Source organism: Burkholderia sp. PAMC 28687, assembly GCF_001577465.1.
Taxonomy (GTDB): domain Bacteria; phylum Pseudomonadota; class Gammaproteobacteria; order Burkholderiales; family Burkholderiaceae; genus Caballeronia.
On record NZ_CP014507.1, the window covers coordinates 1227276 to 1254069 of the forward strand.

Annotated in this window: 25 protein-coding genes; 10 read left to right on the forward strand and 15 right to left on the reverse strand. The window is 61.8% G+C overall.

What is annotated here, in order from left to right; genetic code table 11:
- On the forward strand, positions 1 to 915 hold the full coding sequence (locus AX768_RS28480) for a LysR family transcriptional regulator (protein ID WP_062003381.1): 915 nt from the start codon (positions 1 to 3) through the stop codon (positions 913 to 915).
- 1 nt (position 916) lies between these two features.
- On the opposite strand, the gene AX768_RS28485 is transcribed toward AX768_RS28480, so the two are convergent.
- From AX768_RS28485 to AX768_RS33060, 10 genes are all read right to left on the reverse strand, one after another.
- Positions 917 to 2113, reverse strand: a complete 1197-nt coding sequence (locus tag AX768_RS28485) for a thiolase family protein (RefSeq protein WP_062003382.1) — start codon at positions 2111 to 2113, stop codon at positions 917 to 919.
- A gap of 15 nt (positions 2114 to 2128) precedes the next feature.
- Positions 2129 to 2833, reverse strand: coding sequence for an SDR family oxidoreductase (locus tag AX768_RS28490; protein ID WP_062003383.1), 705 nt, complete (start codon positions 2831 to 2833; stop codon positions 2129 to 2131).
- A 69-nt stretch (positions 2834 to 2902) separates the two neighbouring features.
- Positions 2903 to 3334: a MarR family winged helix-turn-helix transcriptional regulator gene (locus AX768_RS28495; protein ID WP_062003384.1), complete on the reverse strand. Its 432-nt coding sequence runs from the start codon at positions 3332 to 3334 to the stop codon at positions 2903 to 2905.
- A gap of 69 nt (positions 3335 to 3403) precedes the next feature.
- The gene (locus AX768_RS28500; protein WP_062003385.1) at positions 3404 to 4444 is read right to left on the reverse strand and encodes an ABC transporter ATP-binding protein; all 1041 of its coding nucleotides are present in this window, start codon (positions 4442 to 4444) and stop codon (positions 3404 to 3406) included.
- A gap of 6 nt (positions 4445 to 4450) precedes the next feature.
- Positions 4451 to 6106, reverse strand: coding sequence for an ABC transporter permease (locus AX768_RS28505; protein WP_062003386.1), 1656 nt, complete (start codon positions 6104 to 6106; stop codon positions 4451 to 4453).
- 4 nt (positions 6107 to 6110) lie between these two features.
- A complete protein-coding gene (locus AX768_RS28510) occupies positions 6111 to 7136 on the reverse strand; it encodes an iron ABC transporter substrate-binding protein (protein WP_062003742.1) in 1026 nt (341 codons plus the stop codon).
- 49 nt (positions 7137 to 7185) lie between these two features.
- The gene (efeB, locus tag AX768_RS28515) at positions 7186 to 8457 is read right to left on the reverse strand and encodes an iron uptake transporter deferrochelatase/peroxidase subunit (protein ID WP_062003387.1); all 1272 of its coding nucleotides are present in this window, start codon (positions 8455 to 8457) and stop codon (positions 7186 to 7188) included.
- 31 nt (positions 8458 to 8488) lie between these two features.
- A complete protein-coding gene (locus AX768_RS28520; protein ID WP_086381217.1) occupies positions 8489 to 9601 on the reverse strand; it encodes a hypothetical protein in 1113 nt (370 codons plus the stop codon).
- A 51-nt stretch (positions 9602 to 9652) separates the two neighbouring features.
- Positions 9653 to 11101, reverse strand: a complete 1449-nt coding sequence (locus AX768_RS28525; RefSeq protein WP_442857276.1) for a carbohydrate porin — start codon at positions 11099 to 11101, stop codon at positions 9653 to 9655.
- A 409-nt stretch (positions 11102 to 11510) separates the two neighbouring features.
- Entirely contained in the window at positions 11511 to 11705 is a 195-nt protein-coding gene (locus AX768_RS33060) for a hypothetical protein (RefSeq protein WP_155524354.1), read from the reverse strand.
- Between the two features lie 183 nt (positions 11706 to 11888).
- Between AX768_RS33060 and AX768_RS28530 the strand changes: the two genes are divergently transcribed.
- Positions 11889 to 13046 carry a branched-chain amino acid ABC transporter substrate-binding protein gene (locus AX768_RS28530; protein ID WP_062003390.1) on the forward strand — a complete coding sequence of 386 codons (1158 nt, stop codon included), beginning with the start codon at positions 11889 to 11891 and terminating at the stop codon, positions 13044 to 13046.
- 42 nt (positions 13047 to 13088) lie between these two features.
- Here the strand turns inward: AX768_RS28530 and AX768_RS28535 are convergent, their stop codons facing one another.
- From AX768_RS28535 to AX768_RS28545, 3 genes are all read right to left on the reverse strand, one after another.
- Entirely contained in the window at positions 13089 to 13556 is a 468-nt protein-coding gene (locus tag AX768_RS28535; protein ID WP_155524355.1) for an LEA type 2 family protein, read from the reverse strand.
- Between the two features lie 67 nt (positions 13557 to 13623).
- Positions 13624 to 13947, reverse strand: coding sequence for an HNH endonuclease (locus AX768_RS28540; protein WP_062003392.1), 324 nt, complete (start codon positions 13945 to 13947; stop codon positions 13624 to 13626).
- A gap of 13 nt (positions 13948 to 13960) precedes the next feature.
- Positions 13961 to 14875 (reverse strand): LysR substrate-binding domain-containing protein, encoded by a 915-nt coding sequence (locus tag AX768_RS28545; protein WP_062003393.1) that lies wholly within the window; start codon positions 14873 to 14875, stop codon positions 13961 to 13963.
- Between the two features lie 123 nt (positions 14876 to 14998).
- On the opposite strand from AX768_RS28545, the gene AX768_RS28550 reads away from it, so the two are divergent.
- The 3 genes from AX768_RS28550 (at position 14999) to AX768_RS28560 (ending at position 18723) form a co-directional block, all read left to right on the forward strand.
- Positions 14999 to 16153, forward strand: a complete 1155-nt coding sequence (locus AX768_RS28550) for a methionine aminotransferase (RefSeq protein WP_062003394.1) — start codon at positions 14999 to 15001, stop codon at positions 16151 to 16153.
- A 64-nt stretch (positions 16154 to 16217) separates the two neighbouring features.
- On the forward strand, positions 16218 to 16982 hold the full coding sequence (locus AX768_RS28555; RefSeq protein WP_256927629.1) for an ABC transporter substrate-binding protein: 765 nt from the start codon (positions 16218 to 16220) through the stop codon (positions 16980 to 16982).
- 166 nt (positions 16983 to 17148) lie between these two features.
- Positions 17149 to 18723 (forward strand): DHA2 family efflux MFS transporter permease subunit, encoded by a 1575-nt coding sequence (locus tag AX768_RS28560; protein WP_062003396.1) that lies wholly within the window; start codon positions 17149 to 17151, stop codon positions 18721 to 18723.
- Positions 18724 to 18761: 38 nt separating this feature from the next.
- On the opposite strand, the gene AX768_RS28565 is transcribed toward AX768_RS28560, so the two are convergent.
- The gene (locus AX768_RS28565; protein ID WP_062003397.1) at positions 18762 to 20267 is read right to left on the reverse strand and encodes an MFS transporter; all 1506 of its coding nucleotides are present in this window, start codon (positions 20265 to 20267) and stop codon (positions 18762 to 18764) included.
- Between the two features lie 236 nt (positions 20268 to 20503).
- Between AX768_RS28565 and AX768_RS28570 the strand changes: the two genes are divergently transcribed.
- From AX768_RS28570 to AX768_RS28580, 3 genes are all read left to right on the forward strand, one after another.
- Entirely contained in the window at positions 20504 to 20983 is a 480-nt protein-coding gene (locus AX768_RS28570) for a universal stress protein (RefSeq protein WP_062003398.1), read from the forward strand.
- A gap of 248 nt (positions 20984 to 21231) precedes the next feature.
- Positions 21232 to 21873, forward strand: a complete 642-nt coding sequence (locus AX768_RS28575) for a helix-turn-helix domain-containing protein (RefSeq protein ID WP_062003399.1) — start codon at positions 21232 to 21234, stop codon at positions 21871 to 21873.
- A 100-nt stretch (positions 21874 to 21973) separates the two neighbouring features.
- Positions 21974 to 23293 (forward strand): SUMF1/EgtB/PvdO family nonheme iron enzyme, encoded by a 1320-nt coding sequence (locus AX768_RS28580; protein WP_062003400.1) that lies wholly within the window; start codon positions 21974 to 21976, stop codon positions 23291 to 23293.
- Positions 23294 to 23313: 20 nt separating this feature from the next.
- Here the strand turns inward: AX768_RS28580 and AX768_RS28585 are convergent, their stop codons facing one another.
- Positions 23314 to 23856, reverse strand: coding sequence for a glycine zipper family protein (locus tag AX768_RS28585; RefSeq protein WP_062003401.1), 543 nt, complete (start codon positions 23854 to 23856; stop codon positions 23314 to 23316).
- 321 nt (positions 23857 to 24177) lie between these two features.
- Here AX768_RS28585 and AX768_RS28590 point away from each other — a divergent pair, with 321 nt between their 5' ends.
- Positions 24178 to 25755, forward strand: coding sequence for a sugar ABC transporter ATP-binding protein (locus tag AX768_RS28590; RefSeq protein ID WP_062003743.1), 1578 nt, complete (start codon positions 24178 to 24180; stop codon positions 25753 to 25755).
- Complete coding sequence (locus tag AX768_RS28595; RefSeq protein WP_062003402.1) at positions 25752 to 26750, forward strand: ABC transporter permease; 999 nt, start codon at positions 25752 to 25754, stop codon at positions 26748 to 26750. The genes AX768_RS28590 and AX768_RS28595 overlap by 4 nt, the downstream gene beginning before the upstream one ends.
- Positions 26751 to 26794 lie beyond the last annotated feature (44 nt).

Below are 26794 nucleotides of genomic sequence, written 5' to 3' on the forward strand. Positions count from 1 at the left end.
ATGAGCCGAACCGGCCTGACCGAGTTGAGCGCAGTGACGGCGGTCGCCGCGCATCGAAGTTTTCGTGGCGCGGCGGCGGAACTTGGCATGTCGCCATCGGCGTTGAGCCACGCGGTCGCGGCGCTGGAGCAGCGCATGGGCGTGCGGCTGTTTCATCGGACCACGCGCAGCGTCTCGCTCACCGAGGCGGGCGAGCAGTTTCTCGCGCGCGTCACCCCGGCGCTGCGCGAAATCTCGGCGGCCATGGAAGACGCAAACCTGCATCGCGAAACGCCGGCGGGAACGCTGCGCATCAACGCGTCGGAAGGTGCGGCGCTGGAGCTGATGCAGCCCGTCGCCTACGCCTTTCTCGCTCGGTATCCGGATATGAAACTGGATATCGTGACCGAGGGACGGCTGGTCGATATCGTCGCGGAAGGTTTCGATGCCGGTGTCCGCGTGCTCGACATGGTGCCCCAGGACATGATCGCGGTGCCGTGCAGCCGGCCGGTGCGCTTTGCCGTGGTGGCATCGCCCGAATACTTCACGAGGACGAAGAAACGCCGCCCCAAAGTGCCCGACGACCTGCTCGCGCACGAATGCATCCGCGCGCGTTATTCAAGCGGCGGCGTGTACAAATGGGATTTCGAGAAGCGCGGCGAGCGTATCCAGATCGATGTCAAAGGCGCGCTCACGCTAGATAACCATCACCTGATGCTCGACGCCGCGCTGAACGGCGCCGGCCTCGCGTGGCTGAGCGAATGGGCGGTGGGGAAAGACATCGCTTCGGGCCGCCTTGTACGCGTGCTGGAAGACTGGTCGCCGCCGGGTCCGAGGTTGTGTTTGTATTACCCGGGGCATCGGCATGTGCCGGCGGGATTGCGCGCATTTATCGATATCATCCGCGAGTTCAATCCAGCGCCGGCACGCGCCTAGATCAAAGGCTTTCAAGCGCCACTGCAATGCCCTGCCCGCCGCCAATACACAAGGTCACCATTGCGCGCCTGAGGCCGTCGCGTTTCATCGCGTGGACGAGGCGCGTGACCAGCACCGCGCCCGTCGCGCCGATCGCGTGTCCATGGGCGATCGCGCCGCCTTCCGGATTCACGATGTCATCGGGCAGACCGAGCGTGCGCGCAACCGCAATGGGCACGGCAGCGAACGCCTCGTTGATCTCGATGCGCTCGAGGTCGCCCAGCTTCCAGCCCGCGCGATCCAGTGCCTGCTGCACGGCCGGCACCGGTCCGAGTCCGAACATGCCGGGTTCGACCGCCGCGATGCCATAAGCCACGAGCCGCACCGATGCCGCGATCCCATTGCGATCCGCAAACGCACGGTCCGCCACCAGCATGGCCGCCGCGCCGCTGTTCAGGCCGGGCGCGTTACCCGCTGTGATCGTGCCGTCCGGACGAAATGCGGGGCGGAGCTTCGAAAGTGTCGCTAGGGTGGTGTCGGGGCGCGGTTGTTCGTCGGTATCGAAGAAGACAGTTTGCTTGCCCGCCTTCACGTCCAGCCCGACGATCTCCGCTTTGAAAAATCCCTTCGCTTCAGCCGATGTGAACCGCTGCTGCGAACGCTCGGCAAAGCGGTCCTGCGCCTCGCGCGTGATGTCCATCTGCGTCACGAGGTCTTCCGTGTGCCACCCGGAATGCTTGCCGGAAAATGCATCGTCTAGACCGTCGCGCAGCATGCTGTCGTGGATTTCCGCGTTGCCCGTGCGATACCCGAACCGACCGTTATCGAGCAAGTACGGCGCGCGGTCCATGTTCTCCATGCCGCCTGCCACCGCGAGCTGTACGAATCCCGCGCTGATTTCGTTTGCCGCCGATACCACCGCCTGCGCGCCCGATCCGCATACACGGTTCACGGTCAGCGCGGGAACGGAAACCGGCAAACCACCATTCACCGCCGCCTGTCGCGCGGGATTCATGCGATTTCCCGCCTGGATCACGTTGCCGAACGTGACTGAATCGACCTTCTCCGGCGCGACGCCCGACCGTCGCAGCGTCTCCCGGATCACGGCTGCGCCGAGGTCGGTCGCGCTCGTGCCTTTCAGCGTCCCGTTGAACGCGCCGATCGCCGTTCTGACCGGCGCGCACAACACGATCTCGCGTGACTGGCTTTGCGTACTCATGGTGGTTCTCCCGTTTTAGTGGGCGGGCGTCAGGTAGGCAGGCGTTGCAGACGACAGCGATCCCTTTACGTTGCGGCCGACGTCATCGACGAGAATCTCTTCCTTGCCCTGCTCGATGCCTTCCAGCACTTGGCGCACGACTTCTTGCGGCGTGGTTTTGGGTGCATCGATGCCGGCGGTCATGTCGGTGTCGATAAAAGCCGGGTGCACGCCGACCACCAGCGTGCCCTGGCCGCGCAGTTCGGTCCGCAGGCCGTTCGTGATCGCCCATACGGCCGATTTGGACGCGCTATAGGCACCCGTTCCATCGATAGTCAGCCAGCTCAGCACCGACAGGATATTGACCACCGCGCCGCCGCCGTTGCGCTTCAAGGCTGGCGCGAACGCCTGCGTGACGGCGAGCGGGCCGATCACATTGGTTTCGAACAATGAGCGGGCGGCATCGATGGAACCCGCGTCCAGCAGCGAACCGCCGATGATCGCGCCCGCATTGTTGATGACGATCTGCACGTCGGTCAGCCGGTCGGCCGCGGCGGCGATGCTTTGCGCGTTCGTCACGTCGAGCTGGACGGCTTCCACGCCGGGAATCTTGATGGCGGATTTATCGCGCGCCGTTGCGTAGACCTTGGACGCACCTGCTGCCAGCAGCGCCTTTGCGAACTGCTCGCCCAAGCCGCGATTCGCGCCTGTAACCAGAACTACCTTGCCTTTGATTTCCATGTCAGCTCCCTAAAGTGCATATGCACTAAATAAGTTTAAAAAATGCCCGGCGGTATGCCAGGCTTCGTTTCATTCCATCGATGTCAGTTCCAGCAATGACTTCCTCAACTCCCTCGCGCGGTCCCGGCCGAATTTCTCTTCGAATTCCTTTTGCGCCTCGTGCCAGCGCAAAGCGGCTTCGCCAAGCGTTTTTTTACCGCCTTCGGTGAGATTCAGCGCCACAGCGCGCGTGCCGGCGTCTTGCTGGTCGGCCGTGACCAGGCCATCGCGTTGCAAAGGCTTCAGCGCGCGAACCAGCGTGGTGCGCTCCATCACCATTGCATCGGCGAGTTCGGCCATAGTCGTCCCTGGCCGCCGGTGAATGGCGGCGAGGAGCGTGTACTGCGCGGCCGTCACGCCTGCCTGCCCGACGTGGCGCTCGTAAAGCTGCGAGACGAAGCGCGCCGCCTGGCGGATGGCGAAACAATTGCAGTCGAGATAGGACAATTCAGGGGAAGTCATACGCACAGAGTAGTTTGTGCATATGCACTTTGTCAAGCTGGCACCATTTCGATGTTTTGACGCGCGTCATCAGGTGCGCGGATAAGCCATCACATCGCCTTCCACGGATAACCCCACCCGCTCGCCCACGCGCGGATACGAATACCCCGCCACGCGAATCTGCATGCCGTGCGAACCACCGCCCGAGCGCAGCATGACGCTGGCATCGTGGCCATAAAAGACGACTTTTTCGACGGTTGCGTGGACATCGCCGTGATCCGTGATGCGGATCTGTTCCGGGCGGATCATTACGTCGACATCCCTTGCCGCGACCGCACGCGTGATTGGCAACGTACCGAATTCGCAGCGCACGTGCATCGGATCGCCGGAAACAATCGATCCCGGCACGATTACCGCATCGCCGACAAAACTCGCCAGTTCCCGCGAAACCGGCCGCCGGTACACCGCCTCCGGCGTATCCGTCTGCACCAGCCGCCCGCGCCACAGCACGGCGACCTCGCGCCCGAGCGACAAGGCTTCGGACTGGTCGTGCGTGACCAGCACGGCTGTCGCGCCAGTCGCCGCGAGTGCGTCCGTCACGGCTTCGCGCGTCTCGATACGCAGCGCGGCATCGAGCGATGAAAACGGCTCGTCGAGCATCACGAGCGATGGCGACGGCGCGAGCGCGCGCGCCAACGCCACGCGTTGCTGCTGACCGCCCGACAAGGCCTGCGGCGCACGGTCGCCATACGCAGCGGGCAGACCGACCAGCGCAAGCAGTTCATCGACTCGATACCGCGCCCGCCGCTGCGCACGTGGCAACCCGAAGACAATGTTGTCGGCGACAGAAAGGTGCGGGAACAGCGCGCCTTCCTGCGGCACGTAGCCAATCCTTCGTGCTTCCGACGGCACATGAACACCTGGTCCGGCGACGCGCACGCCATCGATTTCCACCGTGCCGCCGTCGGCGCGTTCGAAACCGCAAAGCACCCGCAACAGCGTGGTTTTGCCGCTGCCCGAAGGTCCGAGCAGGGCCAGCAAGGTGCCTCGTTCCACCGACAGATCCACGCCATGCAGCACGGCTTGTCCATCGAAGGATTTGGTGAGGCTGGTCACGCGAAGTTCGCTCATATCGTTCTATTTGTCAGACGGCGAACCGGCTTGCGCATTGATTTGAAGTCCTGCCTTGATATCGCCTGCTCGGCCCGCGACGGCGGACCGTCCGAGCAACGCGAACAACGTGCCCGATGCCAGCAGCGAAATGCCCACCAGCAACGCGGCGTATGGGGCAGCGGCAGCAAACGCGAGCGTGGAGGTGTCGATCCATACTTGCGTTGCGAGCGTGCGCGTGCCGATGGGCGACAGGAGCAGTGTGGAATTGAGTTCGGTGACGACCGAGATGAAAACCATGGTCGCGCCGGCGCCGAGACCCGGACCGGCCAGCGGCAACACGACGCGACGCACGGTTTCGCGCCAGCCGAGCCCAAGCGAGCGAGCGGTCTCTTCCAGCCGCGGCTGCGCCTGCGTGAACGCTGCGCGCACGCTCACGAGCGCGAGCGGCAGGAACAAGATGGCGTAGGCCACGACCAGCAGCGTGGCGCTTTGATAGAGCGGGCGCAACGCATGCACCGCCAACGACACGATTGCGAGCGCCACCACGAGGCTGGGCAAGCCTTGCGCGAGAAAGACGGTGCGCTCGAACATGGTCGCGACACGGCTCGGAAAACGCACGAGCAGGAACGCAAGCGGCACGCATGCGAGCGTGGTGACAATTGCCGCGGCAAAACCATACCCAAGCGACGACAACGTGGATTCGACCAGCAGCTCAGGCGACACTTCGGCCGGCGTGATCGCGGCTGCGCCGGTTTGCGTGAGCCAGAAACCGATCATGCCGATAGGCACGCCCAGCGTCACGATTGCCAGCGCGGCAAAGCCTGCGGCGACGATCCACCGCCAGTGACCGAGGTCGTAGCGCAATGCGGCGCGGCGAACGCCGCGGTCCACGCGTTCGTAACGCGCGCCGCCGCGCACGCGCATTTCCAGCGCGAGGCAAAGCAGGCACATCGCAATGAGGATGCACGCGAATACCGAAGCACCGCTGCTGTCGAAGCTCGTACGGTATTCAGCGTAGATTTGCGTGGTGAAGGTGCGAAAGCGCAACAGCGTGAACGCGCCAAATTCCGAAAGCACGCCGAGCGCGACAAGCAGCATTCCACCCAGCAACGCTGGCCGCAATTGCGGCAACACCACGCGAACGAACACGCCGGTACGTCCGCACCCGAGCGACCGCGCGGTTTCTTCGAGCGCCGGGTCCATGCCGCGCAGCGCCGCCGCAACGGGCAAATAAACCAGCGGAAAATAAGCGGTCGATATCACGAGCAACGCGCCCGCGAAGTCCTGCAAATCCAGGCTCAACGATACCCACGCATAACTCGTGATGAACGCGGGCAGGGCAAGGGGCGCGACCGTCAGCACGGCCCAGAAGCGCCTCCCAGGCACGCGCGTGCGTTCGATAAACCACGCCGTCGCCGTGCCGACCACTGCCGAGACCAGCGTCGCGCTGATCGTTATGGACAACGTATTGATCAGCAATTCGCCGACAAGCGGCCTGAAGATCAACTCGAGCGCATCGTCCCAGCCATACGTCACTGCACGATAAACCGTGAAAGCAAGCGGCATCAGCACGAGCAGCGCGCACAACCCTGCCGCCACGAGCAAACCCCGCGGCGCGCGTTTGCGGCCGCGGGGTTGGGGCGACGCCTGAATGCCTGTGGCGTTCACGACATCGCTCATGCCTTTACAACAAGCCGGCTTGACGCATCAGCTTCGCGGCCTTGCTGTCATCGCCGAGTTGTTCGATGCTCAACGACGGCGGGCTCAACTGGTCGAAAGGCTTCAACATCGGGTCAGGCGCGACGCCAGCATGCAACGGATATTCATACGCGATCTTGCCCTTCGCGATCAGTTGCTGCGCACGTTCGCTCACCAGATACGCGAGGAATTGCTGCGCGACCTGCTGGTTCTTGCTCGACTTCAACACCGCCGCGCCCGATACGTTCACCAGTGCGCCCACATCGCCGTTGCCGAAGTGATAGATCGCGCTGCGGGTCGCGCTGTCGCCGAGTTGCGTGTGCAGGCGCGCCCAGTAGTAGTTGTTCACCACGCCCGTCGCCACGCCGCCCCGATTCACGGCCGCGACCACACCTTCGTCGTCATCGAAGAGTTGCGCGTTTTTCTTGAGACCCTTGAGCCATTGCAGCGCCTGGTCGTCGCCCTTCATTGCGATCACGGCGCTCACGACCGGCAGGAAATCGCCGTCGCTTGGCGCAATGCCGACCTTGCCTTTCCACTCCGGCTTGGCGAGATCCATCAGCGATGCCGGCAGTTGCGCCGCCTCGACCTTCTTCGTGTTGTAGACCAGCACGTTCTCACGCGCGAGCACGCCGACCCAGTCGCCCTGCGGCGAGTTGAAACGCGCCGGGATCACCGAGAGCGTGGACGCATCCGTCTTTTCCAGCATGCCCTTCTCGCCGAGCAGCACGAGTTCGGGCGAGTTCTCGGTGAAATAGACATCGGCGGGAGAAGCCGAGCCTTCGGCAACGAGTTGCGCGGCCATTGCCGGGCCTTCGCCGTTGCGGACCTTCACCGATACACCGCTTTGCGCCTCGAAATCTTTCGCAAGCGATGCCACGACCTGTTCGTGCTGCGCGTTGTACAGGGTCAGCGTGGCTGCAGCCGAACTCAACGGCAGGGCAGCCGAGGCGGACAGCACCGCGATGCCGCACAGCGCGCGCAATACGGGCATGGAGCGTGTGGTCTTCATTGCATTCTTTCCTGTTGTGTTTTTGACGTTGAGCAACTGCGACTACGGGTCAAGCTTCGAACAATCCCGCACCGATGTACGACCCCGGCCGCGCACCCGGCGGACACGCGAACACGCCGCTGCCTACGTGCGTGGTGAACTGATTCATCATGTCGAACTTCGCGAGCCGGTCGTTGATCGGAATGAAACCGGTGCGCGGATCACTCTGATGCGCGATAAAGATTAGCCCCGCGTCGTACTCGGTTTCCTGACGCCACGGCGGCCACCGTTCGATATAAAAATCCGTGCCGTCGTTGTACGAATACGAGCGGCGCAAGATTTGCGCGCCCTTGTTCGTCGCCTGGTTCGACAAGCGCACGTGCGAGTTGTCGGGGATCACAGGGTTGCCGTCTTTATCGGCGGCGTCGAGATCGAGCGCGTCGAACTCGTTCTTCTTGCCGATAGGCGCACCGCTGTATTTCTCGCGGCCCATCACCTGTTCCTGGAAACCGCGTTCCATCTGGTCCCAGTGTTCGATGGTGATCCGGATACGCCGCACGACCGTGTACGTGCCGCCGTTCATCCACGGCGCGTCGGGCGCGTCGGCCCAGACGAACTGGTTCATCAGCGCGGGTTGCGCCGTCGACGGATTGTTCGTGCCGTCCTTGAAGCCCATCAGGTTGCGCGGCGTCTGTCCGCGCGGACCCGACAGGAATCCTGCCTGGCCCCAGCGCATCGCGACCATGCCATACCCCATGCGCGCGAGCTGACGCACCGCATGAAACGCGACTTGGGCATCGTTCGCGCAGGCTTGAATGAGGATGTCGCCGCCGGTTTTCTGCGGCAGCAACTGGTCGCCATTGAAGCGCGGCAAATCGACGAGCGCAGCCGGCCGGTGCTTCGCGATGCCATAGCGGTCCTTGCCCTCGTGCTCGAACATGCCCGGGCCAAAGCCGAACGTGACCGTCAGACCCGCCGCGCCGACGCCGAGGATATCGCCGGAATCGGGCGCGGATTTATCGTCGGTGGGCAGCGGTTTCGCCGTCTCGCCGCGCGACATGCGCGCCGCCGCATCGGTCCATTGCTTGAGAAGGTTGATGACGTCGTCGCGTTTGTCGGTCGTGAGATCGAGCGCGGCCACATACGTATGACTCTGCTGCGGTGTCACGATGCCCGCCTGATGCTCGCCGAAAAACGGCTCGACCACGGTCATCGGGTCGGCGGGTTGCTTGAACTGCGCCTTGGTCGCCGCGTGCGCGACCGAACCCGCGCCGAGCGCCGCGCCCGCGGCAACGCCCGCTTTGAGAAAGCGCCTGCGCGGTGGATCCTGATCGTTTGCCATGATGTCGCCCTGCCTTGTTACGTGTTGCGTGTTACTTCGCCAGGACCAGCGTGTTCACATCGTCCTGGACGTAATAGAAACCGTCGCCTTCCGGCGTCAGCGCAATGCCGAACAAGTCGCCGTTGCCCGGAGGCGATTGCGCCTTGTCGGTATCGATCCAGCGTGCATACAGTTGCTTGCCCGTCGCGGGATCGATCTCCACCACCTGGCCGTTCAACGCGTTCGTGACCAGCAGGTGCCCGTTGGGCGCGGTCACCATCGCGAGCGGCCGATGCAGGAAGCCGTCGGCGGTCAACTGGCGGCCCACGCCCGCGCTGGTGTCGCGCGTCATGGGGTCATCGATTTCCGTTACACGGTTGCCGATGGCGTCCGACGCGTACAACAACTTCTGATCCTGAGACAACGCCAGTCCCGTCGGCCCGACCAGGAACACGCCCTTGTCCGCCTGCGCGCCGAAGCCGCTTGCGATCACGGTTTCCTGCTTCACGACGGGCGCACGGCCCTCGGGAATATCCAGGTCCAGGCGCAGGATGGTCGCCTGCTTGAAGACCGGCGGCGTGCCGTCCGCGGCGCCCACACCGAAGCCCGCGTTGCTCACGAAGAGCGTCGCGTGATCGCCGTTGTCGACCACCGCCATGTTGCCCCACGGATCGTTGATGTTCGGGCTCACGATCGTCGATGCAACCTTGCCCTGGTTGTCCAGCACGATCAGGCAGCCCGCGCCCTTGGTGTTGGTCGTGCCGTCGTTGCTCGGCGTGCTGCCGACGATCACCCAGCCCGACTTGAGCATGGTCATCGCGGTCGAGAGGCCGATACCGCCCGGGCATTCCTTCAAGTCGCGCGGCACGGTGGCGAAGACGCTCAGCTCCTTGGTGTCAGGGTGATAGTTGACGATGGTGCTGCCGGTGCCCTGCAAGTTGGCGGCATTGTTGAAGTTGCCGACCAGCACGTCGCCCTGCTTGACCGTCCCGCTTGAAACCGGCGCGACCACGAGCGCATACGGATTCTGGTCGCCGTTGGACGGCACGGTGTTCACGAGCGTGGTGTTTCTATGCAGCGTTTCGAGAAAGCCGACAGGCGCTGCTTGTGCGGCGGTTCCTGCGAGGCCGCCCGCAAGCGCGATGATGCCGATAAGTTTTTTCATGCGAGTGTTCCGGGTGCGTGCATCGAGGTTCATGGTCACGAGTCCCGTCGATCAGAAGGTAATGGTGGTGCGCACGCCGACCACGAGGGTATTGCGCAGGGCCGCAGTCGGGTCGTTCGGGTTCTGGCCCGCGCCTGCGTTGAAGGTGTATTGCAGGTCGCCCTGCATGATCCACCACGGCGTGACCTGATATTGATACGTGGCTTCGACCGCGGTTTCGCTGGTGCGCACGCCGTACGGGGCGCCGCTGAACGCCGCGCTCTGCACGTCGAGATCGTGCACGTGATTGCCGACCTTGATGTACGCGAGGCCGATGCCGACGCTGTCGTTGTCGCGCCCCTTGAACGGCGCCTTCATCACGATGCCCGCGTTCGCCGAAAGGCTCACGAGGTTGCGGTCGCCCGGCGCACCCATCACGCGCGCAAACACGCCGATACTGCGCGGTTCATCCGGGTCGGGGCGCCAGATCATCTGGTCCGCGACCGCGTAGAAACTGTAGTTCCCGCGGTGCGATTGCGCGTTGCCGCTGCTTGCCGGATTGGCGAGCGACACACCGGTATCGTCGATACCCTGGTCGTCGAAACGTTCGTTGTTGTACCAGAAGCCGATCTTGTACGTGCCCGGCAAACCGCTTTGCGGCAGGCCGACCATTTCGCCATCGGACGGCTGGTTGATCGCGTACTGCAACTCGCCTATGTACAGCGCGCCGTTATGCAGGTTGAAGTTCGTGCCACTGAGATTGTTCGGATTGTTGCCGAGCGGATCGCCGTCGTAGACGCCCGCCAATGCCGTGATCGCCGGCGTGATCTGGCCGCGCACCCGCACGCCAAGCGCGGACAGCGGATAAGCCGGACCGCCCGAGGGCATGTCGTAGGACGGCAGGCCCGGCCAGCCGAACATGGTGTTCACGAAGGTGGCCGCGTACGAGCTGACCATGAACTCCTGGTCGATACTTTGCTGGCCGACCTTCACGTCCACGCGCTTGTTCAAGAACGATTGCTGGTACCAGAGTTCCCAGAGACGCGTCGTGTCCTGCGCTTCAATGCCGCTCGCCGTGTTGAGCGTTCCAAGGTTGTACTGGCTCAGGTTGCGGCCATGGATCTGCAGCGCGCTCGCGTTGAACGTGCCGCCTTCCCAGCCGAAAGCCTTTTGCGTATCGAGGCCGAGGGTGACCGTGGTCAGGCCGTCGTAAGTGCCGCCGGTTTTCAGGCCGCCGCGCACGTTGGCCAGGTATTCCGATGTTTCCGTCGCCTGGAGCGAGACGCCGTATTTACCGAGGAACGAGCGAATGCCGCCCATGTCGCCGAGCAAGGTCGAGCGGGTCCACACACCCGTCCATTGACCCGCTTGTTGCGCCTGGATGTTCAGGTCGGCCTCGGGCGCGTCCGTGGGTGTCGCGTCCGGATTCGCCGGGTTGCCGGCTGCCATTGCCGCCGATGAAGCCAGCGCAAGCCACGCACTCAGCAAGGCACGGCGCAAGGGCGCTTTCGAAACGCGCATATCGCGTTGGACCGGGTGGACGGGTTGCATCGAAATCCTTTGTCTTTGTTGCGGCGGCTGTCGCGGCGATTGAAGCGAACGCGAGCGTCGCGTTGATTATTCTTGAGACCTTTTCGCCGGCGGTAATCGCCGGTTGCGTGGTAACGACGCATATCGAAAATCTCTCCGGAACCGTTCTCCATAAGGCACCGGCGACGGAATCGTACCGAGACGATCCCGAATCGTCAACACAAATGAGAACGATTCTCATTATAATTACACCGAGTTGAAGACCACATTACAACTAGCCGTTTTCGCAAGTCTTTCAATGACTTGGATGAAATTAATCCGTAATGCTTTCGATATATATGATTGATTCCCAGTCTCTTGAAAGTACTCCCCCGGTCCGAGCTGATTTGTGCCGCAATCTTCAGGCGTGGGTTGACACTGCGATCTGTTGTATTGAACAAACGCGTAAATGAATCAATCCGGGCGTGCCTTCCGTCTGGCGGCCCCGTTTGGCTTCAGCTAAATCCGCTATGCCGAAATGCGCATCGCGAATGCGATGAACTGCCAAGACGTCGCTAATTTGGTTTCCTAAATTGCTGGTGGCGATGAATCGCATTTCCTCGCGTTCAAAGCCCGGTTTGGTTTAAGCAGTTATTTCGTCGACAACATAATGACGACGCGGGGAAATCCGCCTTGCCGAGCTAAATCGGCCATGGTTCATTCCTGATGCTGAACCGCGTCATCAAACCAATAAACCGTCCTGGCCGCCCGACCTGTCCAACCCGAAGGAGAAGAAAAAATGCATCTTCGAACAAGCCTCAAACCGCTTGCCTGGATCATCGCGTGTGCTGCCGCCGCAGGTGCGTTGCCACTGTCCGCCGCTGCTGAAAACATCGATGTGAAGGTCGGTTTCGCTGCGCCGCTGACGGGCGCAAACGCCGGTTATGGCAAGGACTTGCAGAACGGCGTGCAGCTTGCACTCGATGAAGCCAACGCCAAGAAGATCCAGATCGGCGGCAAGACGGCCAACTTCATCATCCAGGCCGAAGACGACCAGGCCGACCCGCGCGTGGGCGTGCAGGCGGCGCAAAAGCTCGTGGATGGCGGCGTCGCCGTGGTCGTCGGACACTTCAATTCGGGCACGACGATTCCCGCGTCGCAGGTCTATCAAAACGCGGGCATTCCCGTGATCGATCCAGCCGCAACCAATCCGACCATCACGCAACGCGGTTTCGACAACGTCTTCACCGTCATTTCCAGCGATGCCCAGAACGCCGGCAACGCCGGGACCTACGCGGTGAAGGTCACGAAGGCAAAGAAGATCGCGATCATCGATGATCGCACGGCCTTCGGCCAGGGCGAAGCTGACGAGTTCGAGAAGGCCGTAAAAGCAGCCGGCGGCTCGATCATCGCGCGTCAGTTCAGCGACAATCAAACCGTCGATTTCTCGGCGCAACTGACGGCGCTCAAGGGCGCAGGCGCGGACCTGATCTTCTTCGGCGGCCTCGACCGGCAAGCTGCGGCCGTGGCCAAGCGGATGAAGCAGTTGAGCGTCAACGCGCAGCTCGTGGGCGGCGGCGGCGTGATGGATGCTGACTTCCTGAAGCTCGCCGGCGACACAGCCGAAGGTGTGATGGCCTGGGAGTACGGCAGCCCGCTTGAAAAGATGCCGCAAGGCAAGGCGTTCGCCGACAAGTTCCAGAAGCGGTTTGGCGTCGCGATCCTGTCGTACGCGCCGTTCGGCTATGACGCGGCGTGGGCGGCGATCAACTCAATGGAAAAAGCGGGATCGATCGATCCTAAGGTGTATCGGCCGGTGTTGAAAGCGATCTCGTTTCCGGGAATCACGGGAACCATCGCTTTCGATGACAAAGGCGCCTTGAAGAACGCTTCCTCTACCATGTACCAGGTCAAGAGCGGCGCCTGGGTGCCGATCGTCACGAAGAGCGGCACGTAAGCATCATGAAGCGCGGCGGCAATCAGGCGATTGCCGCCCTCTTCAGTACCCGCCTTGCAATGAGGCGGGTAATTTGATCGTCCCGGAACTGGTGAAGCGCACGCTGCCGAACATATTGCCCGCGAGCTTCCCGCGCACGGTGTAGGGCACGCTGCCCCGCTGCATCACGCCGGAGAGGCCGAATGCCTGCCTCGCGGCGGCGAATGCGGAAACCGTCAACGGGATATTCAACACGGTCTCGCCGAAACGCGGCAATGTTCCGCGTGCGTCGCTCACGCCGCTCGCGAATGGTTTGCCGTCGAGTTCGAGGTCCAGCGCTATGCCGTCGTAGTTGATCGGCGTTTCGTTGGGGTTCTGCACGCGCAGCTTCACGACAAACCGCAGCTCGAGCCCCTGCCCTGCAATCGGTTCGATACCCGCGACGCTCACGCGAGGCGCGTCGCGATCGAACAGACTCGCGCAACCGGCGAGGCCCAGCACCAAAAAAAGCCCGGCAAAAAACAGACGCATCGCGTGATCCATGGAGTTGAGTGTGGTCGCCCACTATAGCGGCATGGCCACACTCGCGACTCGACGCCTATCGTTTCGTGGAGCTTCGCCGGGTTCGTTCGTAGAAGCCGGGCGGCTTGGTCCTCACCCAGTCGACGAACTTGCGGACATCGTCATTGGCGAGCAACGCCGGGACGGTCGAATATTCCTTCGCGAGCTGACCTTCGCTAAAAAGCGCGTGCAATTGCCTGTGGCAAACCCGATGCAGCACCGCGACGTCCTTGCCGCCCTTCGACTTGGGCACGAGGTGATGTTCGTCGCGCTGGCTTGCCGGAACCGGCCGGCCGCATAGCGCGCAGGATTCATCGGCGGCGGGTGGTTTGTACCAAGGCTCGGGGACGCGTTTTGCCATAGCGGAAAATTGCTTACGCCCGTTCCAGATACCTCGAAAGCCCCGCCCGCGTCAGCGCGGCCTCGCTTTCCATCCACTCGGCAAACTCGCTCAATACCTTCGATGCCGCCGGGCGTTCCGGATAAATCAGGTAATACGAAGCTCCGCTCGGCACGCAAAGCGAAAACGGCGTGACGATCCGTTGCGCGAGCAAATCCTCTTCGATCAACGACAAATCGCCGATCGTCACGCCCATGCCCTGCATCGCTGATGAAATCGCAAGGTCGAGCGTGTCGAAGTGCTGCGCTTTCGCCGACGGCAATCCACGATACCCATAAGCTGCAAGCCACCTCAGCCAGTCGCGCCGGTCCCGTGTGGGATGCAGCAAGGTCTGCTCGGCGAGGTCGTCCGGCGTGATGTCTCGCGTCACGCGCTTGAGCAAACCAGGCGCGCAGACGGGCGTCAGGACTTCGTCGAAGAGATGATGCGAACTCACGCCCTTCAGCGCCGGCTGACCGAAAACGATGGCGGCATCGAATTGCTCGGCGTTGAATTCCACCCCATGGGACACCGCCGCCGTCACCTCGATCACCAGTTCCGGCCTCTCGTTCTGCAGACGGATCACGCGCGGCAAGATCCAGCGCATGGCGCACGTCGGGCATTTCACGCGCAAGGTGCCCGACTGCGCGCCGCTGCGCTCGAGCGCTTCGGTGATCTGCGCAAGCGCCTGCTGCACAGGCGCGAGCAGCATGGCGCCGTTCGGCGTGAGCGCCAGGCCGCGCGGCTGGCGCACGAAGAGCGCATACCCAAGATGCGCCTCCAGCCCGGAAATTTGCCGGCTGACGGCGCCTTGCGTGACATTGAGCAGATCGGCGGCGCGCGTAAAGTTGAGGCGCTGCGCAACGACAGAAAACGTCTTCAGGACATCGAGAGAAGGCAGCGGTTTCATCGGGGAACCTTGTGAGCCATGAGCGGCAGGCATGGCTAGTATGACAAACTTTCGATTGTCGGCGGTTAATGACTGCTGTCGAATGATCGTCGGTATATGAATTCAGTCTTACGGAGATTTGTCGTGAAAAGTGCCTGGACCCCTCAATCGAAGCTGCCCGCTGTCGGCACGACCATTTTTACCGTGATCGGCCAGCTTGCCGAGGAACATCACGCGCTGAATCTCTCGCAAGGCGCACCGAACTTCGCGCCCGACCCGAAGCTCGTGGAAAGCGCCGCGCGAGCCATGCGCGCGGGGCATAACCAGTACGCGCCCATGTCCGGCGTTCACGCGCTGCGCGACGCGCTCGCGCTGAAAACGCAAAAGCTCTACGGCGCGACCTACGATCCGGCAAGCGAAATCACCGTGGTCGCGAGCGCGAGCGAAGGCCTGTACGCAACCATCAGCGCGCTCGTGCACCCCGGCGACGAAGTCATCTACTTCGAACCTTCCTTCGACAGCTACGGCCCGATCGTCCAGTTGCAGGGCGCGACGCCCGTTGCGATCAAACTTTCGCCGGTGGATTTTCACATCGACTGGGACGAAGTTCAGGCCGCCGTCACGCCGCGCACGCGCATGATCATCGTCAATTCGCCGCACAATCCGTCGGGCAGCGCGTTCACGAGTGTGGATATCGAGCGCCTCACCGCGCTAACGCGTGACTCGAAGATCATCGTGTTGTCGGACGAAGTGTATGAGCACGTGGTCTTCGACGGCGCCCTGCATCACAGCATGGCGCGTTATCCGGCACTGGCCGAGCGCAGCGTGATCGTCTCGTCGTTCGGCAAGTCGTATCATGTGACCGGGTGGCGCGTCGGCTTCACGCTTGCCCCGGCGGAACTGACCAACGAGATCCGCAAGGTCCATCAGTTCATGACCTTCTCCGCCGATACCCCCATGCAGATCGCGTTCGCCGAAGCACTCGGCGACGAATCGAGCTATCTGGGCCTCGGCGCGTTCTACCAAAAGAAACGCGACTTGCTGGCCGAGTCGCTTGCCGGTTCGCGCTTTGAACTGCTGCCGAGCGCGGGCAGCTTTTTCCTGCTGGCCCGCTTCGGTGCGTTCTCCGATGAAACCGACAGCGACTTCGTTCTGCGCCTGATCCGTGAAACGCGTGTCGCTACAATCCCGCTATCCGCGTTCTACACCGACGGCACCGACAACCGCATCATCCGCCTGAGCTTCGCGAAGGACGACGACACGTTGCGCGAAGGCGCACGCCGTTTGTGCGCGGTTTGAATTCATCGATACTCAAAGGGAGATACATCATATGAAGAAGCGCCTTTACGCATTGGCCGGCGCCATGCTGGTTGCGGCATCGTTGTGCACGACGGCAACCGCTTTCGCCGCCGATTCCGACACGCTGCGCTACGGCATCGAGGCGCAATATCCGCCGTTCGAATCGAAGTCGGCATCGGGTGAATTGCAGGGACTCGATATCGATATCGGCAACGCTGTGTGTGCCGCGGCCAAGATGAAATGCGCGTGGGTCGAGACCTCGTTCGACGGCCTGATTCCCGCGCTGCAAGGCCGCAAGTTCGACGCGATCAACTCCGCGATGAACGCCACCGATCAACGCCGCCAGGCCATCGACTTCTCGAGTATCGTGTATCACGTGCCGACGCAACTGATCGCCAAGACGGGTAGCGGCCTCACGCCCACGCCTGAGTCGCTGAAGGGCAAGAACATCGGCGTGCTGGCGGGGTCGGTTCAGGAGACGTTTGCGAAGGCGCATTGGGCGAATGCGGGCGTGAACGTGGTGGCGTACCAGGACCAGAACCAGGCTTATACGGACCTGAAGGCCGGGCGTCTGGACGGCACGCTCGTGATGTCGGCTGCGGGTCAATCGGGCTTTTTATCGAAACCGGATGGCGCGGGTTACGCATTCGCGGGCGGTCCCGTGCACGATGAAAAAATCCTCGGCAGCGGCATTGCGTTCGGCATCCGCAAGGGCGACAAGGCGCTGAAGCAACGCCTGGACACAGCCATCGCGAAGTTGCAAGCTGACGGAACCATCGCCAGGGCAGCAAAGAAACATCTCGGCGATATCGACGTGTCGGTTAAATGAAAGCATTTCGGATCTGAATGAAAGTATTGTGATCAGCGCGGTTTATTGAACGCTGGCACACTAGCGGCAATTCGTTGCTATGACATTCATTGTCGTAGCATCCATTGATGCTTTAGCACCGCCGGCCGCATGGGTTCTCCGTGTGGCCGCTTCATCTGGATCTGCCATGAGCACTGCGCCTGCTGCCGCACCCGCTGCGCCTGCCCCGCCTGAACCTCTCAAAGGCGGGCAACTTGTCCTTGCAACCGTCGCCGTGGCCCTTGCCACGTTCATGAACGTGCTCGATTCATCGATTGCGAACGTCGCCATTCCGACCATATCCGGCAATCTGGGTGTGTCCGTGGACGAAGGCACGTGGGTTGTCACCGTGTTTGCCGCGGCCAATGCGGTATCGATTCCACTGACCGGCTGGCTGACCCAGCGCATCGGGCAAATCAAGTTGTTTGTCGGCGCGATTATTTTATTCGTGATCTCTTCGTGGCTTTGCGGACTTGCGCCGACACTGCCGATCCTGCTCGCCGCCCGCGTGTTGCAAGGCGCCGTTGCCGGGCCGCTGATTCCGCTTTCGCAAGCCATCTTGCTGGGCTCTTATCCAAAGGAGAAAGCGTCCATGGCGCTTTCCCTCTGGGCGATGACCGCGGTCGTCGGCCCCATTGCGGGTCCGGCTTTAGGCGGCTGGATCACCGACAGTTACTCGTGGTCATGGATCTTTTATATCAACATCCCGGTGGGATTATTCGCCGCAAGCGTGACGTGGTTCATCTACCGCAAACGTGAATCGGCGACGCGCAAAGCGCCTATCGATACGGTCGGATTGATGCTGTTGATCGCATGGGTGGCATGCCTGCAGATCATGCTCGACAAAGGCCGCGACCTCGACTGGTTTTCATCGCCGCTAGTCGTCTGGCTCGGGATCATCGCGATAATTGCGTTCGCGTTTTTCGTAGTCTGGGAATTGACCGAAAAGAATCCCGTGGTGGATCTGCGTTTGTTCGCGGGACGCAATTTCTTTGGCGGCACGGTTGCCATTTCCGTGGCGTATGGCGTGTTCTTCGGTAACCTCGTTTTGCTGCCGCAATGGATGCAGCAGTACCTGAATTACCGTTCCGTGGACGCCGGGCTCGTCACCGCACCTTTGGGCATTTTCGCGGTGATTCTCGCCCCGGTCATGGGCAAGGTATTGCCGCGCACCGACGCACGCGTGGTCGCGACCATGGCGTTTGTCGGCTTCGCGATCGTGTTTTATATGCGCTCGAAGTACGTGATCGAAATCGATACATGGCACCTGGTTCTGCCCACGCTGTTGCAAGGCATTCCAATGGCGCTGTTCTTCGTGCCGCTGACGTCGATCATCTTGTCGGGATTGCCGCCTTCCAAGATTCCGGCGGCGGCGGGTTTATCGAATTTCGCCCGGGTTTTTTGCGGCGCCGTAGGCACGTCGTTGTGCGGTAACGCGTGGACCGACCGGATTGCCCTTCATCACGAACGGCTGACCGAGCAGGCGAATGCCAATAATCCGGCCTTCATGGCGTCGCTTCAGGCTTCGCAGAACACATTGCATGTCAACGAAGCCCAGGCGCGCGGGTTGTTCGACTTCACCGTGAACACCCAGGCCGCGATGATGGGGCTCAACGACATCTTCTTTGCGTCCGCGGTGATCTTCATCCTGATCATTCCGCTGATCTGGATCACCAAGCGCGCGAAGGGCGGCGGTGGCGGCGCGGCGGCCGGCGCGCATTGAGGTTTGAGATAGGGCTCGTTGATCCATAACGAGCCCTGCTACTTTTTAAACGTGATGTGCGAAACCCGCCGCACCATCAGCACCGCCGACAAGGCAGCCACTGCAGTCAGCAGCACGCCTATATGAATCGACTGCACGAGAACTTCACGCGCGCTTTCGATCAGCGCCGGGCCGTCAAGTCCAACGGGCGCAAGATCGGCAAGAAGCTTGGAGCGCAAGGCTGTATCGATGAGAATGCGCGGATCGTTGAATCGCGGCAGCCACGCGGTACTTGCCGGCTCGCCCAACACGCGAAGCGTGCGCGTGATGACATCGCGATAATGATGCTGAACGATCGTCGCGACCACACTGGTTCCAAGCATCCCGCCGACCATGCGCGTGGATTGCAATAACGCCGTGGTAATGCCGAACCGTTCGCGCCCGGCGATTTCCTGTCCGAATACATTCAGGTTGTTCAGGATGAAACCCAGTCCGACACCAATCCCGGCCATCGGTATCTCGATCCAGACATGCGGCGTCGATGCATTGGCAAACGAAAGCCCGATGCACGCAAACAACAGCAACGTAAAGCCGATGGAAAGGATCATCGTCGGCTTGCGCAAATGAATCACGATCCGCGTGTTGATAAAGCTGCCAATCGCGATAAACATCGCAATCGGCGTGGCGAGCAACCCGGCCTCCTGCGGCGACAAACCAAAGCCGCCCTGCAACAACAACGGCGCGAAAAAGATCAGCGAAAACATCACGAATCCGGACAGCACGGACAGCGTGAACAGGGTCACGAGTTGCGGGTCCTTGAACAGATCGAGCGGAATGATCGGATGCGTCGCGCGGCGCTCGCACATCAATAACGCTGCGGCGCCGATCACTACGCATATCGCGAGAACGATGTTGCCGGTCGTCAGTCCGCTCTTCGGCACGCCTTCAATGAATGCCTGCAATCCGCCGAGAACGAGCGCCACGAGCGCCGCTCCCATCCAGTCGATTTTCACCGCGCCCTGACGTGGCCGCCGATAGTTCGGCAAATGCGCCCAGATGAAATAAAACGCGGCGATGCCCACCGGCAAGTTGATGAGAAACGTGGAACGCCATCCCCAGTGCTCGCTCATCCAGCCGCCGAGCGACGGCCCCGCCGCCGTGCCAATGCCGTACGACGCCGCCATGACTACTTGCCAGCGCACGCGCAGACGGGCATCGGGGAAAAGATCGGGTATCGATGCAAACGCGGTACCCACCATCATGCCGCCGCCGACGCCCTGCAAGCCGCGCGCGATGACCAGGAACAACATGTCGTTCGCCACGCCGCATAACACTGACGCCACCGTGAACGTGACCACCGCGGCGATCACGAAACGCTTGCGCCCGAAATAATCGCCCAGCCGACCGAACACCGGCACCGTCACCACCGAAGCCAGCAAATACGCGCTCGCAATCCACGCGTAGTACTCGAAGCCATGCAGTTCCGCGACGATGGACGGCAACGCCGTACTCACCACGGTCTGGTCCAGTGCAACGAGCATGTTGACGAGACCTATGCCGAGCATCGCTAAAAGGGCGTTTCGAAAAGGAAGGGGTGATGCGGTATGCGGATCGGTACTGGCGGCGGCTTGGGACACGGGCAGAAAGTGGGCAGATGATCGAAGGCGAGGGGTGAATTGTATGCCGCCATTAAGTCTTCCTCCGCGTATCGGCGCCACGACGGCGAGTGCAGAATGGAACGATCGGCAATAAATACAGTCGGACGATTGAAAGCCACGCTTAACCGCAGAAGGAGAATCGCATGTTCACTCGAATAGTCGTCGCTATCGATGGCAGCCGTACTTCCAGCCGCGCATTTAACACCGCGCTCGAACTCGCCGTCACACATCACGCGGTGCTTCAGCCGTTCTACGTGATCGAAGAGGCGCCCATCTACTACGATGTCCCCGGCTACGATCCCTCGATCCTGCGTACCCAGCTTGCGGATCAAGGCGCCACGCTCGCCGCCGAAACCAACGCAGCGATGAAACAGCGCGGGGTGGAAGGCCAGGTCCTGGTGAGTGAAGCGTCGTCAGTGGAAGATGTGGCCGACCTCGTTCTCAAGGCCGCGACCGCATTCAACGCCGACCTCCTCGTAATGGGCACGCACGGGCGCAAGGGATTCCAGCGGCTGATTCTTGGCAGCGTGGCGGAGCGGTGTCTCCGGCAGGCAACCCTGCCGGTGCTGCTGATTCCTTCGGCAGCGGGAGGCGAAGACGTTGCAGCTCAGGTCGCGGCTTAGGCGTTGGAGCAGTCATGCGCGCGGGGCCCGGTGGCGCCGCGCCATTGCAACAAATTGTCCGCGACGTTCTGCCGCCGGATTTTGCATGGTATCAATGGGACAATTTTCCTTGTTACAGATCAAGGTTCTAAATTGTTCTTATAGCCGAGCACGCCATGCAGACCTTGCACGAGACTTCCGCATCAGCACATTCCGCCGGCCCGCGCCACGCCGCGCACTGTTCGACATGCTCGTTGCGGCAGTACTGCATGCCAGAAGGCTTGTCCGCCACCGATACCGACAAGCTGCAGTCGGTCATCGTCAATGCGCGCAACATCAGGCGCGGCGAAACGCTGTTCCGTATCGGCGATACCTTCGATGCGCTTTACGCCATTCGCTCCGGGTCACTCAAGACGGTCGTGACGAGCGCGAATGGCCGCGATCAGGTCATGGGTCTGCACCTGGGCGGCGACGCGCTGGGGCTGGAAGGTTTCGAGAACGGCCATCACGCGTGCCGCGCCGTAGCGCTGGAAGACAGTTCTGTCTGCGTCGTCCCCTTGTCCGCTTTTGAACGCGCGTGCCGCGAGACCACTGCCATTCAGCGGCGGCTGCTGCAGTTGCTCAGCCGTGAAGTCGTCCGCAAATCGACACAAACCATGATCCTCGGCACCTTGCGCGCCGACGAACGTGTCGCCGCGCTGCTTCTCGACATCTCTTCGCGCCTCACGCGCCGCGGGTACGCCGGGAGCGAATTCAACCTGCGTTTCACGCGCGACGACATGGGCAGTTTTCTTGGCATCACGCTGGAAACCGTCAGCAGGACCCTCTCGCGTTTTCAGGCGAAAGGCCTGCTTCGCACAGACGGCAAATTGATCCATATCCTCGACTTCGAAGGTCTGCGCGCCGTCTGAAGAATGCCGCTCATGCGGTTCACGGGCGGTTCAAGCACGTCGGGCATGTCCTCTGCTACGATTTATCGTTTCGCACGGCCACTGCCCGGAGAAAAGAGCGATGAATCGCGAACCCACCCCGCTGCATCCGCTGCTCGCCCGACTGCGCGAAGCGCGCCAGGCAACCGACGCGCTGTTCGCCGTCGTCAAGCCTGAATTCCTGTATGACCGGCCGATTGCCGAGCGGCATCGGATCGTGTTCTACATTGGTCACCTGGAAGCGTTCGACCGGAATCTCTTCGATCAGCGCCTGTTCGACCTGCCCAGTCCCAATGCAGAGTTCGATCAGTTGTTCGCGTTCGGTATCGATCCTGTCAACGGCGGCCTGCCAACCGACCAGCCGCAAGACTGGCCGACGCTGGAAGAGATCCGCGCATATGTGCAGCGTATTCGCGATGACATCGATGCGCGCTTCGACCCCGTCGAAATTACAAACGGTGCCGACAAGGACGGCAGTTTCGTCGAGCCGGCGATCAAGCCGGAGACGTTGCTGGAAGTTGCGATCGAGCATCGGCTGATGCATGCCGAGACGCTTGCGTACATGCTGCACCAGTTGCCGCTACACCAGAAAACTGGCCCGAAGGTAACCGAGCAGGAAGCGCGGCATCCCCTCGATACCGGCTCAAAACGCGAAATGGTCCACGTGCCTGCGGGCACGGCCACGCTCGGCCTTACGCGCGAAAGCGGAACATTCGGCTGGGACAACGAGTTTGGAGAACACAAGGTGGACGTGCCGGCATTCGAGATCGACCGCAATATGGTGACGAATGCCGACTGGCTCGACTTCATCCGGGCAGATGGATATTCGAACCGCGATCTCTGGCGCGATGCCGACTGGGCGTGGATCGAGCAGGAAGGCATCGATCAACCCGCGTTCTGGGTCCGGGATTCATCGAATGCGGATGCGTGGAAACTGCGAACCATGTTCGACGAGATTGACCTTCCGGCTGACTGGCCCGTCTACGTGAGCCATGCCGAAGCCAGCGCATACGCAAAATGGGCGGGCAAGTCGTTGCCAACCGAAGCGCAATGGCAACGCGCCGCCGAAGGCGCGCCTCACGCGCAGACAGGCAACTTCGATTTCCGCCGATGGGAACCGTCTCCCGTTCAGGCGCATCCGGAAAACCGCAGCGCGGCCGGCGTGGAAGGACAGTTCGGCAATGGCTGGGAATGGACATCGACCCCGTTCGGGCCATTACCCGGGTTCGAACCGTTCTCGTTCTATCTGGGCTACTCGGCGAATTTCTACGACGACCAGCATTACGTGCTCAAAGGCGGCTCGCCGCGCACGGCGGCATGCATGCTCAGACCGAGTTTTCGCAACTGGTTCCAAGCGCACTATCAGTATGTGTACGCCGGGTTCCGTTGCGTGCGTAGCTGACGAGCCGTTACAAATATCAATCAATAGTACGGATACGGCGCGTAATAAACCGGTGGTGGCGGCGCGTAATACTGCGGCGGCGGTGCATAGTAGACCGGCTGCGGCGCATAGACTTGCGGCTGCTGAATCGTGTTGCCCTTCGATGTCATGCACTGCGCGTAAGCCGCGTCGTACTGGCCTTGCAAGCCGGCCGCAGAATACTGGGCGCTGTTCGCACCCGCCGCGCTTCCTAGTAACAACCCGCTGCCGGCGCCAATCGCCGCGCCCGCTCCCGCATTGCCCGCCGCCGCACCAATCAAGGCACCCGCAGCCGCCCCACCGAGCGTGCCCAGCACGCTGCTGTTGACGCTGTTCGTGGTCGCCGCTTGCGCCGCACCTTGCGGATTACCTGACTGATACGCGTAATTACGGCATTCGTAGTCGTCCGCGCGAAAAGTCGCGAGCGGTTCGCCCGAACGCGGCAACGCAACAACACTCGGCCCGCTTGGCGGCACGACCGCGCAACCGCTGACCAACACCACGCCGCCGAGCACGGCTGCGCTGAGTAACTTGCCTGAGTTCATTTCGTGACGATCCAAGGAAACTGAAGTCACGAAAATAGAGCAAATTCGGCCCGATTTGGTTACTCAATGGTTACTAATCATTTCGCCGGCGACTCCGGCCGACCGCAAGCCAAAATCCGAGCAGTTCAAACTAACAGGAAAGTCAGGATCTTCACATTAGAAGATGCACTTATTACATCTTCGCTCCTGCGGGCCGAGTATGTAGCTATCAAATGTTATCGATCGATCATCCGCACGATGGGAAGTTGACAACAAAGCGTGCTTTTTCTCGCAACGCACAAAAAAATCGAAGGCATTGTCCTGACGAAGGAGACATGCGACATGAGTGAGCCATCCGTGGCCGCTTTATCGCCGTACATGGCCGCGCCGTTGATACGCATGGCCGGCGTCACCAAGCGATTTGGTGGCGTGCAGGCGCTTCGCGGCGTGAATCTCGAGGTGCTTCCTGGGGAAGTCCATGCGCTGCTGGGCGAAAACGGCGCGGGAAAATCGACGCTCATCAAGATCCTGAGCGGCGTACATGCGTGCGATCAGGGCGTGATCGAGATCGACGGCGCACGCGTCGCGTTCGATTCCCCCGCGAAATCGCGCGGTGCCGGCGTCGCCGTGGTCTACCAGGATCTGAGCCTCGTCGAATCGATGTCCGTCGGCGCGAATTTGATGCTCGGCCGCGAGCCGCGCACGCGCTTCGGCTTCGTCAAGAAACGCGAACTCATGGCGCACGTCGGCGAATTTCTGACGGCGCATGGCATTCCGCTCGATCCGCGCGCGATGGTCGGATCACTGCCGTTCGCGTATCGGCAAATGACGGAAATCTGCAAGGCGCTGATGGGCGACGTGCGCGTGCTCATCCTCGATGAACCCACGTCCGCCCTCACCGGCGGCGAAGAAGAGATCCTCTTCAAGGCGATCCGCACGGTGACGGATCGCGGCGTCGGCGTGATTTATGTGACGCATCGGCTCAATGAAGTGTTCCGTATTTCGCAGCGCGTCACCGTGTTCCGCGACGGCGCCAACGCGGGTTCTTATACGACCGCTCAGACGAACATGAAAGAGCTGGTCGCGGCGATCGTCGGACCGGGACATGCCGCAATGCATGCACGGGAAGTTGCGGCGGGCACGCCGCGCGTGCTCGCTTCCGGTCTCGAGGCGAAACCCGTCCTAACCATGACCAACGTCAGCAACGACCGTCTGCACGACGTCAGTCTCATGGTGCGCCAGGGCGAAATCCACGGACTCGCCGGCTTGATTGGCAGCGGCCGTACGGAAATCCTGCAGACGCTGTTCGGGCTTCGTGAAGTCACCCAGGGCACGCTTGCGATCAACGGACAGCAGGCCGGACGTTTGACGCCCGCCGCCGCCATCAAGCTTGGCGTTGCGCTCGTGCCGGAAGACCGCCACGTCGAAGGTCTCGTGCTGGACCATTCGATAGAACGGAACCTGACGCTGCCGTGGCTCACGCGTTTTTCGCGTGCGGGCTGGCTGCAAAGCCACGCTGCGGCCCAACAGGCGAAAAGCGCGATGAAACTGCTTGCAGTGAAGGCGCCCGGCCCCACTACGCAAGTGAAATTCCTCTCCGGCGGCAACCAGCAGAAAGTCGTTTTTGCGAAATGGAACAACCCGCGCCCCACGCTGCTTTTACTCGATGAACCCACCGTCGGCGTGGATGTCGGCGCGCGCGAAGAGCTCTACGCCGTCGTCCACGACGCTACGCGCGCGGGGACGGGCGTGCTCGTCGTGTCGTCGGATCTCGACGAACTTCTACGCCTGTGCGACCGCATTTCAATCGTCGTGGACGGCGCCATCGTCAACACGGTCGATCGCGAAAGCGTCAGCAACGCCGAGGCGTTGCATCACCTGATCCAACTCCCTCGTTTCCAGGAAGAGCCCGCAACATGAACGACTCCGTCACGCCGCTCGCGTCCGACCCGCTGACCGCGCAACCGCCCAGCCGCGCGTTGCGAATCGCGCGGCTTTTGCTGCAGGGCGAACGGCCCTACATGCTGTATGTCGCCTTCGCAATCCTGCTGGTCGTATTCAGCCTCGCGTCGCCGTGGTTTTTGTCCATCGACAACTTTCTCAATATCGGGCGGCAGACCGCGCTTGTATCGATCATCGCGATCGGCATGACTTTCGTGATCATCGCGCGGCAGATCGATCTGTCAGTCGGCTCGACGCTCGCGCTGTCCGGCATGTCCGCCGCGCTCGCAATGGCGCACCTCGGCGACAACTGGATCATCGGCGCGATTGCCGGGATCGGGACCGGCGCGATCGTGGGCGCGATCAACGGCGTGGTCGTGACGCGGCTGAACATTCCATCGTTTCTCGTGACGCTCGGCACGCTCAGCGCCGCACGTGGACTCGCCCTGCTCGTCACCACCACGAAGCCGGTCATCATCACCAACGACTCGTTCGTATCGATCTTTGGCGAAGGCGATATCTTCGGCGTGCCGGTACCCATTCTGTGGACGCTGCTTGCGGTGATCGGCGGCGTCTTGCTGCTGCATTACAGCGTCTTCGGCCGACGGGTTTATGCCGCAGGCGGCAATCCGACCGCCGCGCTCTACTCCGGCATCAACATCCGGCGCGTGACGACGATCACCTTCATCCTGACCGGCGCGCTCGCGGGTCTTGCGGCGCTCGTGCTCGCCGCGCGCTCGCATGCCGCGCGGCCCGACGTGGTGCAAGGACTCGAACTCGATGTCATCGCCTCCGTGACGCTCGGCGGCTGCAGCCTTTTCGGCGGGCGCGGCTTTGTGCTTGGAACCTTGCTGGGGAGCCTGATCATCGGCACGCTGAACAACGGTCTGGTGCTGCTCGGCGTCAGTTCGTCGCTTCAGCTCGTCATCAAGGGCGCGATCATTGTGGCGGCGGTGGCTTTCACGAAAAAATAACGAGGCACGTCGATGACTCGTGATGCAGGAACCATGACAACGTT

What these genes read in the sequence shown, in the direction of transcription:
- AX768_RS28480 (WP_062003381.1), top strand. Translation starts at nt 1, where the DNA reads ATGAGCCGAACCGGCCTGACCGAGTTGAGCGCAGTGACGGCGGTCGCC.
- AX768_RS28485 (WP_062003382.1), bottom strand. Translation starts at nt 2,113, where the DNA reads ATGAGTACGCAAAGCCAGTCACGCGAGATCGTGTTGTGCGCGCCGGTC.
- AX768_RS28490 (WP_062003383.1), bottom strand. Translation starts at nt 2,833, where the DNA reads ATGGAAATCAAAGGCAAGGTAGTTCTGGTTACAGGCGCGAATCGCGGC.
- AX768_RS28495 (WP_062003384.1), bottom strand. Translation starts at nt 3,334, where the DNA reads ATGACTTCCCCTGAATTGTCCTATCTCGACTGCAATTGTTTCGCCATC.
- AX768_RS28500 (WP_062003385.1), bottom strand. Translation starts at nt 4,444, where the DNA reads ATGAGCGAACTTCGCGTGACCAGCCTCACCAAATCCTTCGATGGACAA.
- AX768_RS28505 (WP_062003386.1), bottom strand. Translation starts at nt 6,106, where the DNA reads ATGAGCGATGTCGTGAACGCCACAGGCATTCAGGCGTCGCCCCAACCC.
- AX768_RS28510 (WP_062003742.1), bottom strand. Translation starts at nt 7,136, where the DNA reads ATGAAGACCACACGCTCCATGCCCGTATTGCGCGCGCTGTGCGGCATC.
- efeB (WP_062003387.1), bottom strand. Translation starts at nt 8,457, where the DNA reads ATGGCAAACGATCAGGATCCACCGCGCAGGCGCTTTCTCAAAGCGGGC.
- AX768_RS28520 (WP_086381217.1), bottom strand. Translation starts at nt 9,601, where the DNA reads ATGAAAAAACTTATCGGCATCATCGCGCTTGCGGGCGGCCTCGCAGGA.
- AX768_RS28525 (WP_442857276.1), bottom strand. Translation starts at nt 11,101, where the DNA reads ATGCGCGTTTCGAAAGCGCCCTTGCGCCGTGCCTTGCTGAGTGCGTGG.
- AX768_RS33060 (WP_155524354.1), bottom strand. Translation starts at nt 11,705, where the DNA reads ATGCGATTCATCGCCACCAGCAATTTAGGAAACCAAATTAGCGACGTC.
- AX768_RS28530 (WP_062003390.1), top strand. Translation starts at nt 11,889, where the DNA reads ATGCATCTTCGAACAAGCCTCAAACCGCTTGCCTGGATCATCGCGTGT.
- AX768_RS28535 (WP_155524355.1), bottom strand. Translation starts at nt 13,556, where the DNA reads ATGCGTCTGTTTTTTGCCGGGCTTTTTTTGGTGCTGGGCCTCGCCGGT.
- AX768_RS28540 (WP_062003392.1), bottom strand. Translation starts at nt 13,947, where the DNA reads ATGGCAAAACGCGTCCCCGAGCCTTGGTACAAACCACCCGCCGCCGAT.
- AX768_RS28545 (WP_062003393.1), bottom strand. Translation starts at nt 14,875, where the DNA reads ATGAAACCGCTGCCTTCTCTCGATGTCCTGAAGACGTTTTCTGTCGTT.
- AX768_RS28555 (WP_256927629.1), top strand. Translation starts at nt 16,218, where the DNA reads ATGCTGGTTGCGGCATCGTTGTGCACGACGGCAACCGCTTTCGCCGCC.
- AX768_RS28560 (WP_062003396.1), top strand. Translation starts at nt 17,149, where the DNA reads ATGAGCACTGCGCCTGCTGCCGCACCCGCTGCGCCTGCCCCGCCTGAA.
- AX768_RS28565 (WP_062003397.1), bottom strand. Translation starts at nt 20,267, where the DNA reads ATGCTCGGCATAGGTCTCGTCAACATGCTCGTTGCACTGGACCAGACC.
- AX768_RS28570 (WP_062003398.1), top strand. Translation starts at nt 20,504, where the DNA reads ATGTTCACTCGAATAGTCGTCGCTATCGATGGCAGCCGTACTTCCAGC.
- AX768_RS28575 (WP_062003399.1), top strand. Translation starts at nt 21,232, where the DNA reads ATGCCAGAAGGCTTGTCCGCCACCGATACCGACAAGCTGCAGTCGGTC.
- AX768_RS28580 (WP_062003400.1), top strand. Translation starts at nt 21,974, where the DNA reads ATGAATCGCGAACCCACCCCGCTGCATCCGCTGCTCGCCCGACTGCGC.
- AX768_RS28585 (WP_062003401.1), bottom strand. Translation starts at nt 23,856, where the DNA reads ATGAACTCAGGCAAGTTACTCAGCGCAGCCGTGCTCGGCGGCGTGGTG.
- AX768_RS28590 (WP_062003743.1), top strand. Translation starts at nt 24,178, where the DNA reads ATGAGTGAGCCATCCGTGGCCGCTTTATCGCCGTACATGGCCGCGCCG.
- AX768_RS28595 (WP_062003402.1), top strand. Translation starts at nt 25,752, where the DNA reads ATGAACGACTCCGTCACGCCGCTCGCGTCCGACCCGCTGACCGCGCAA.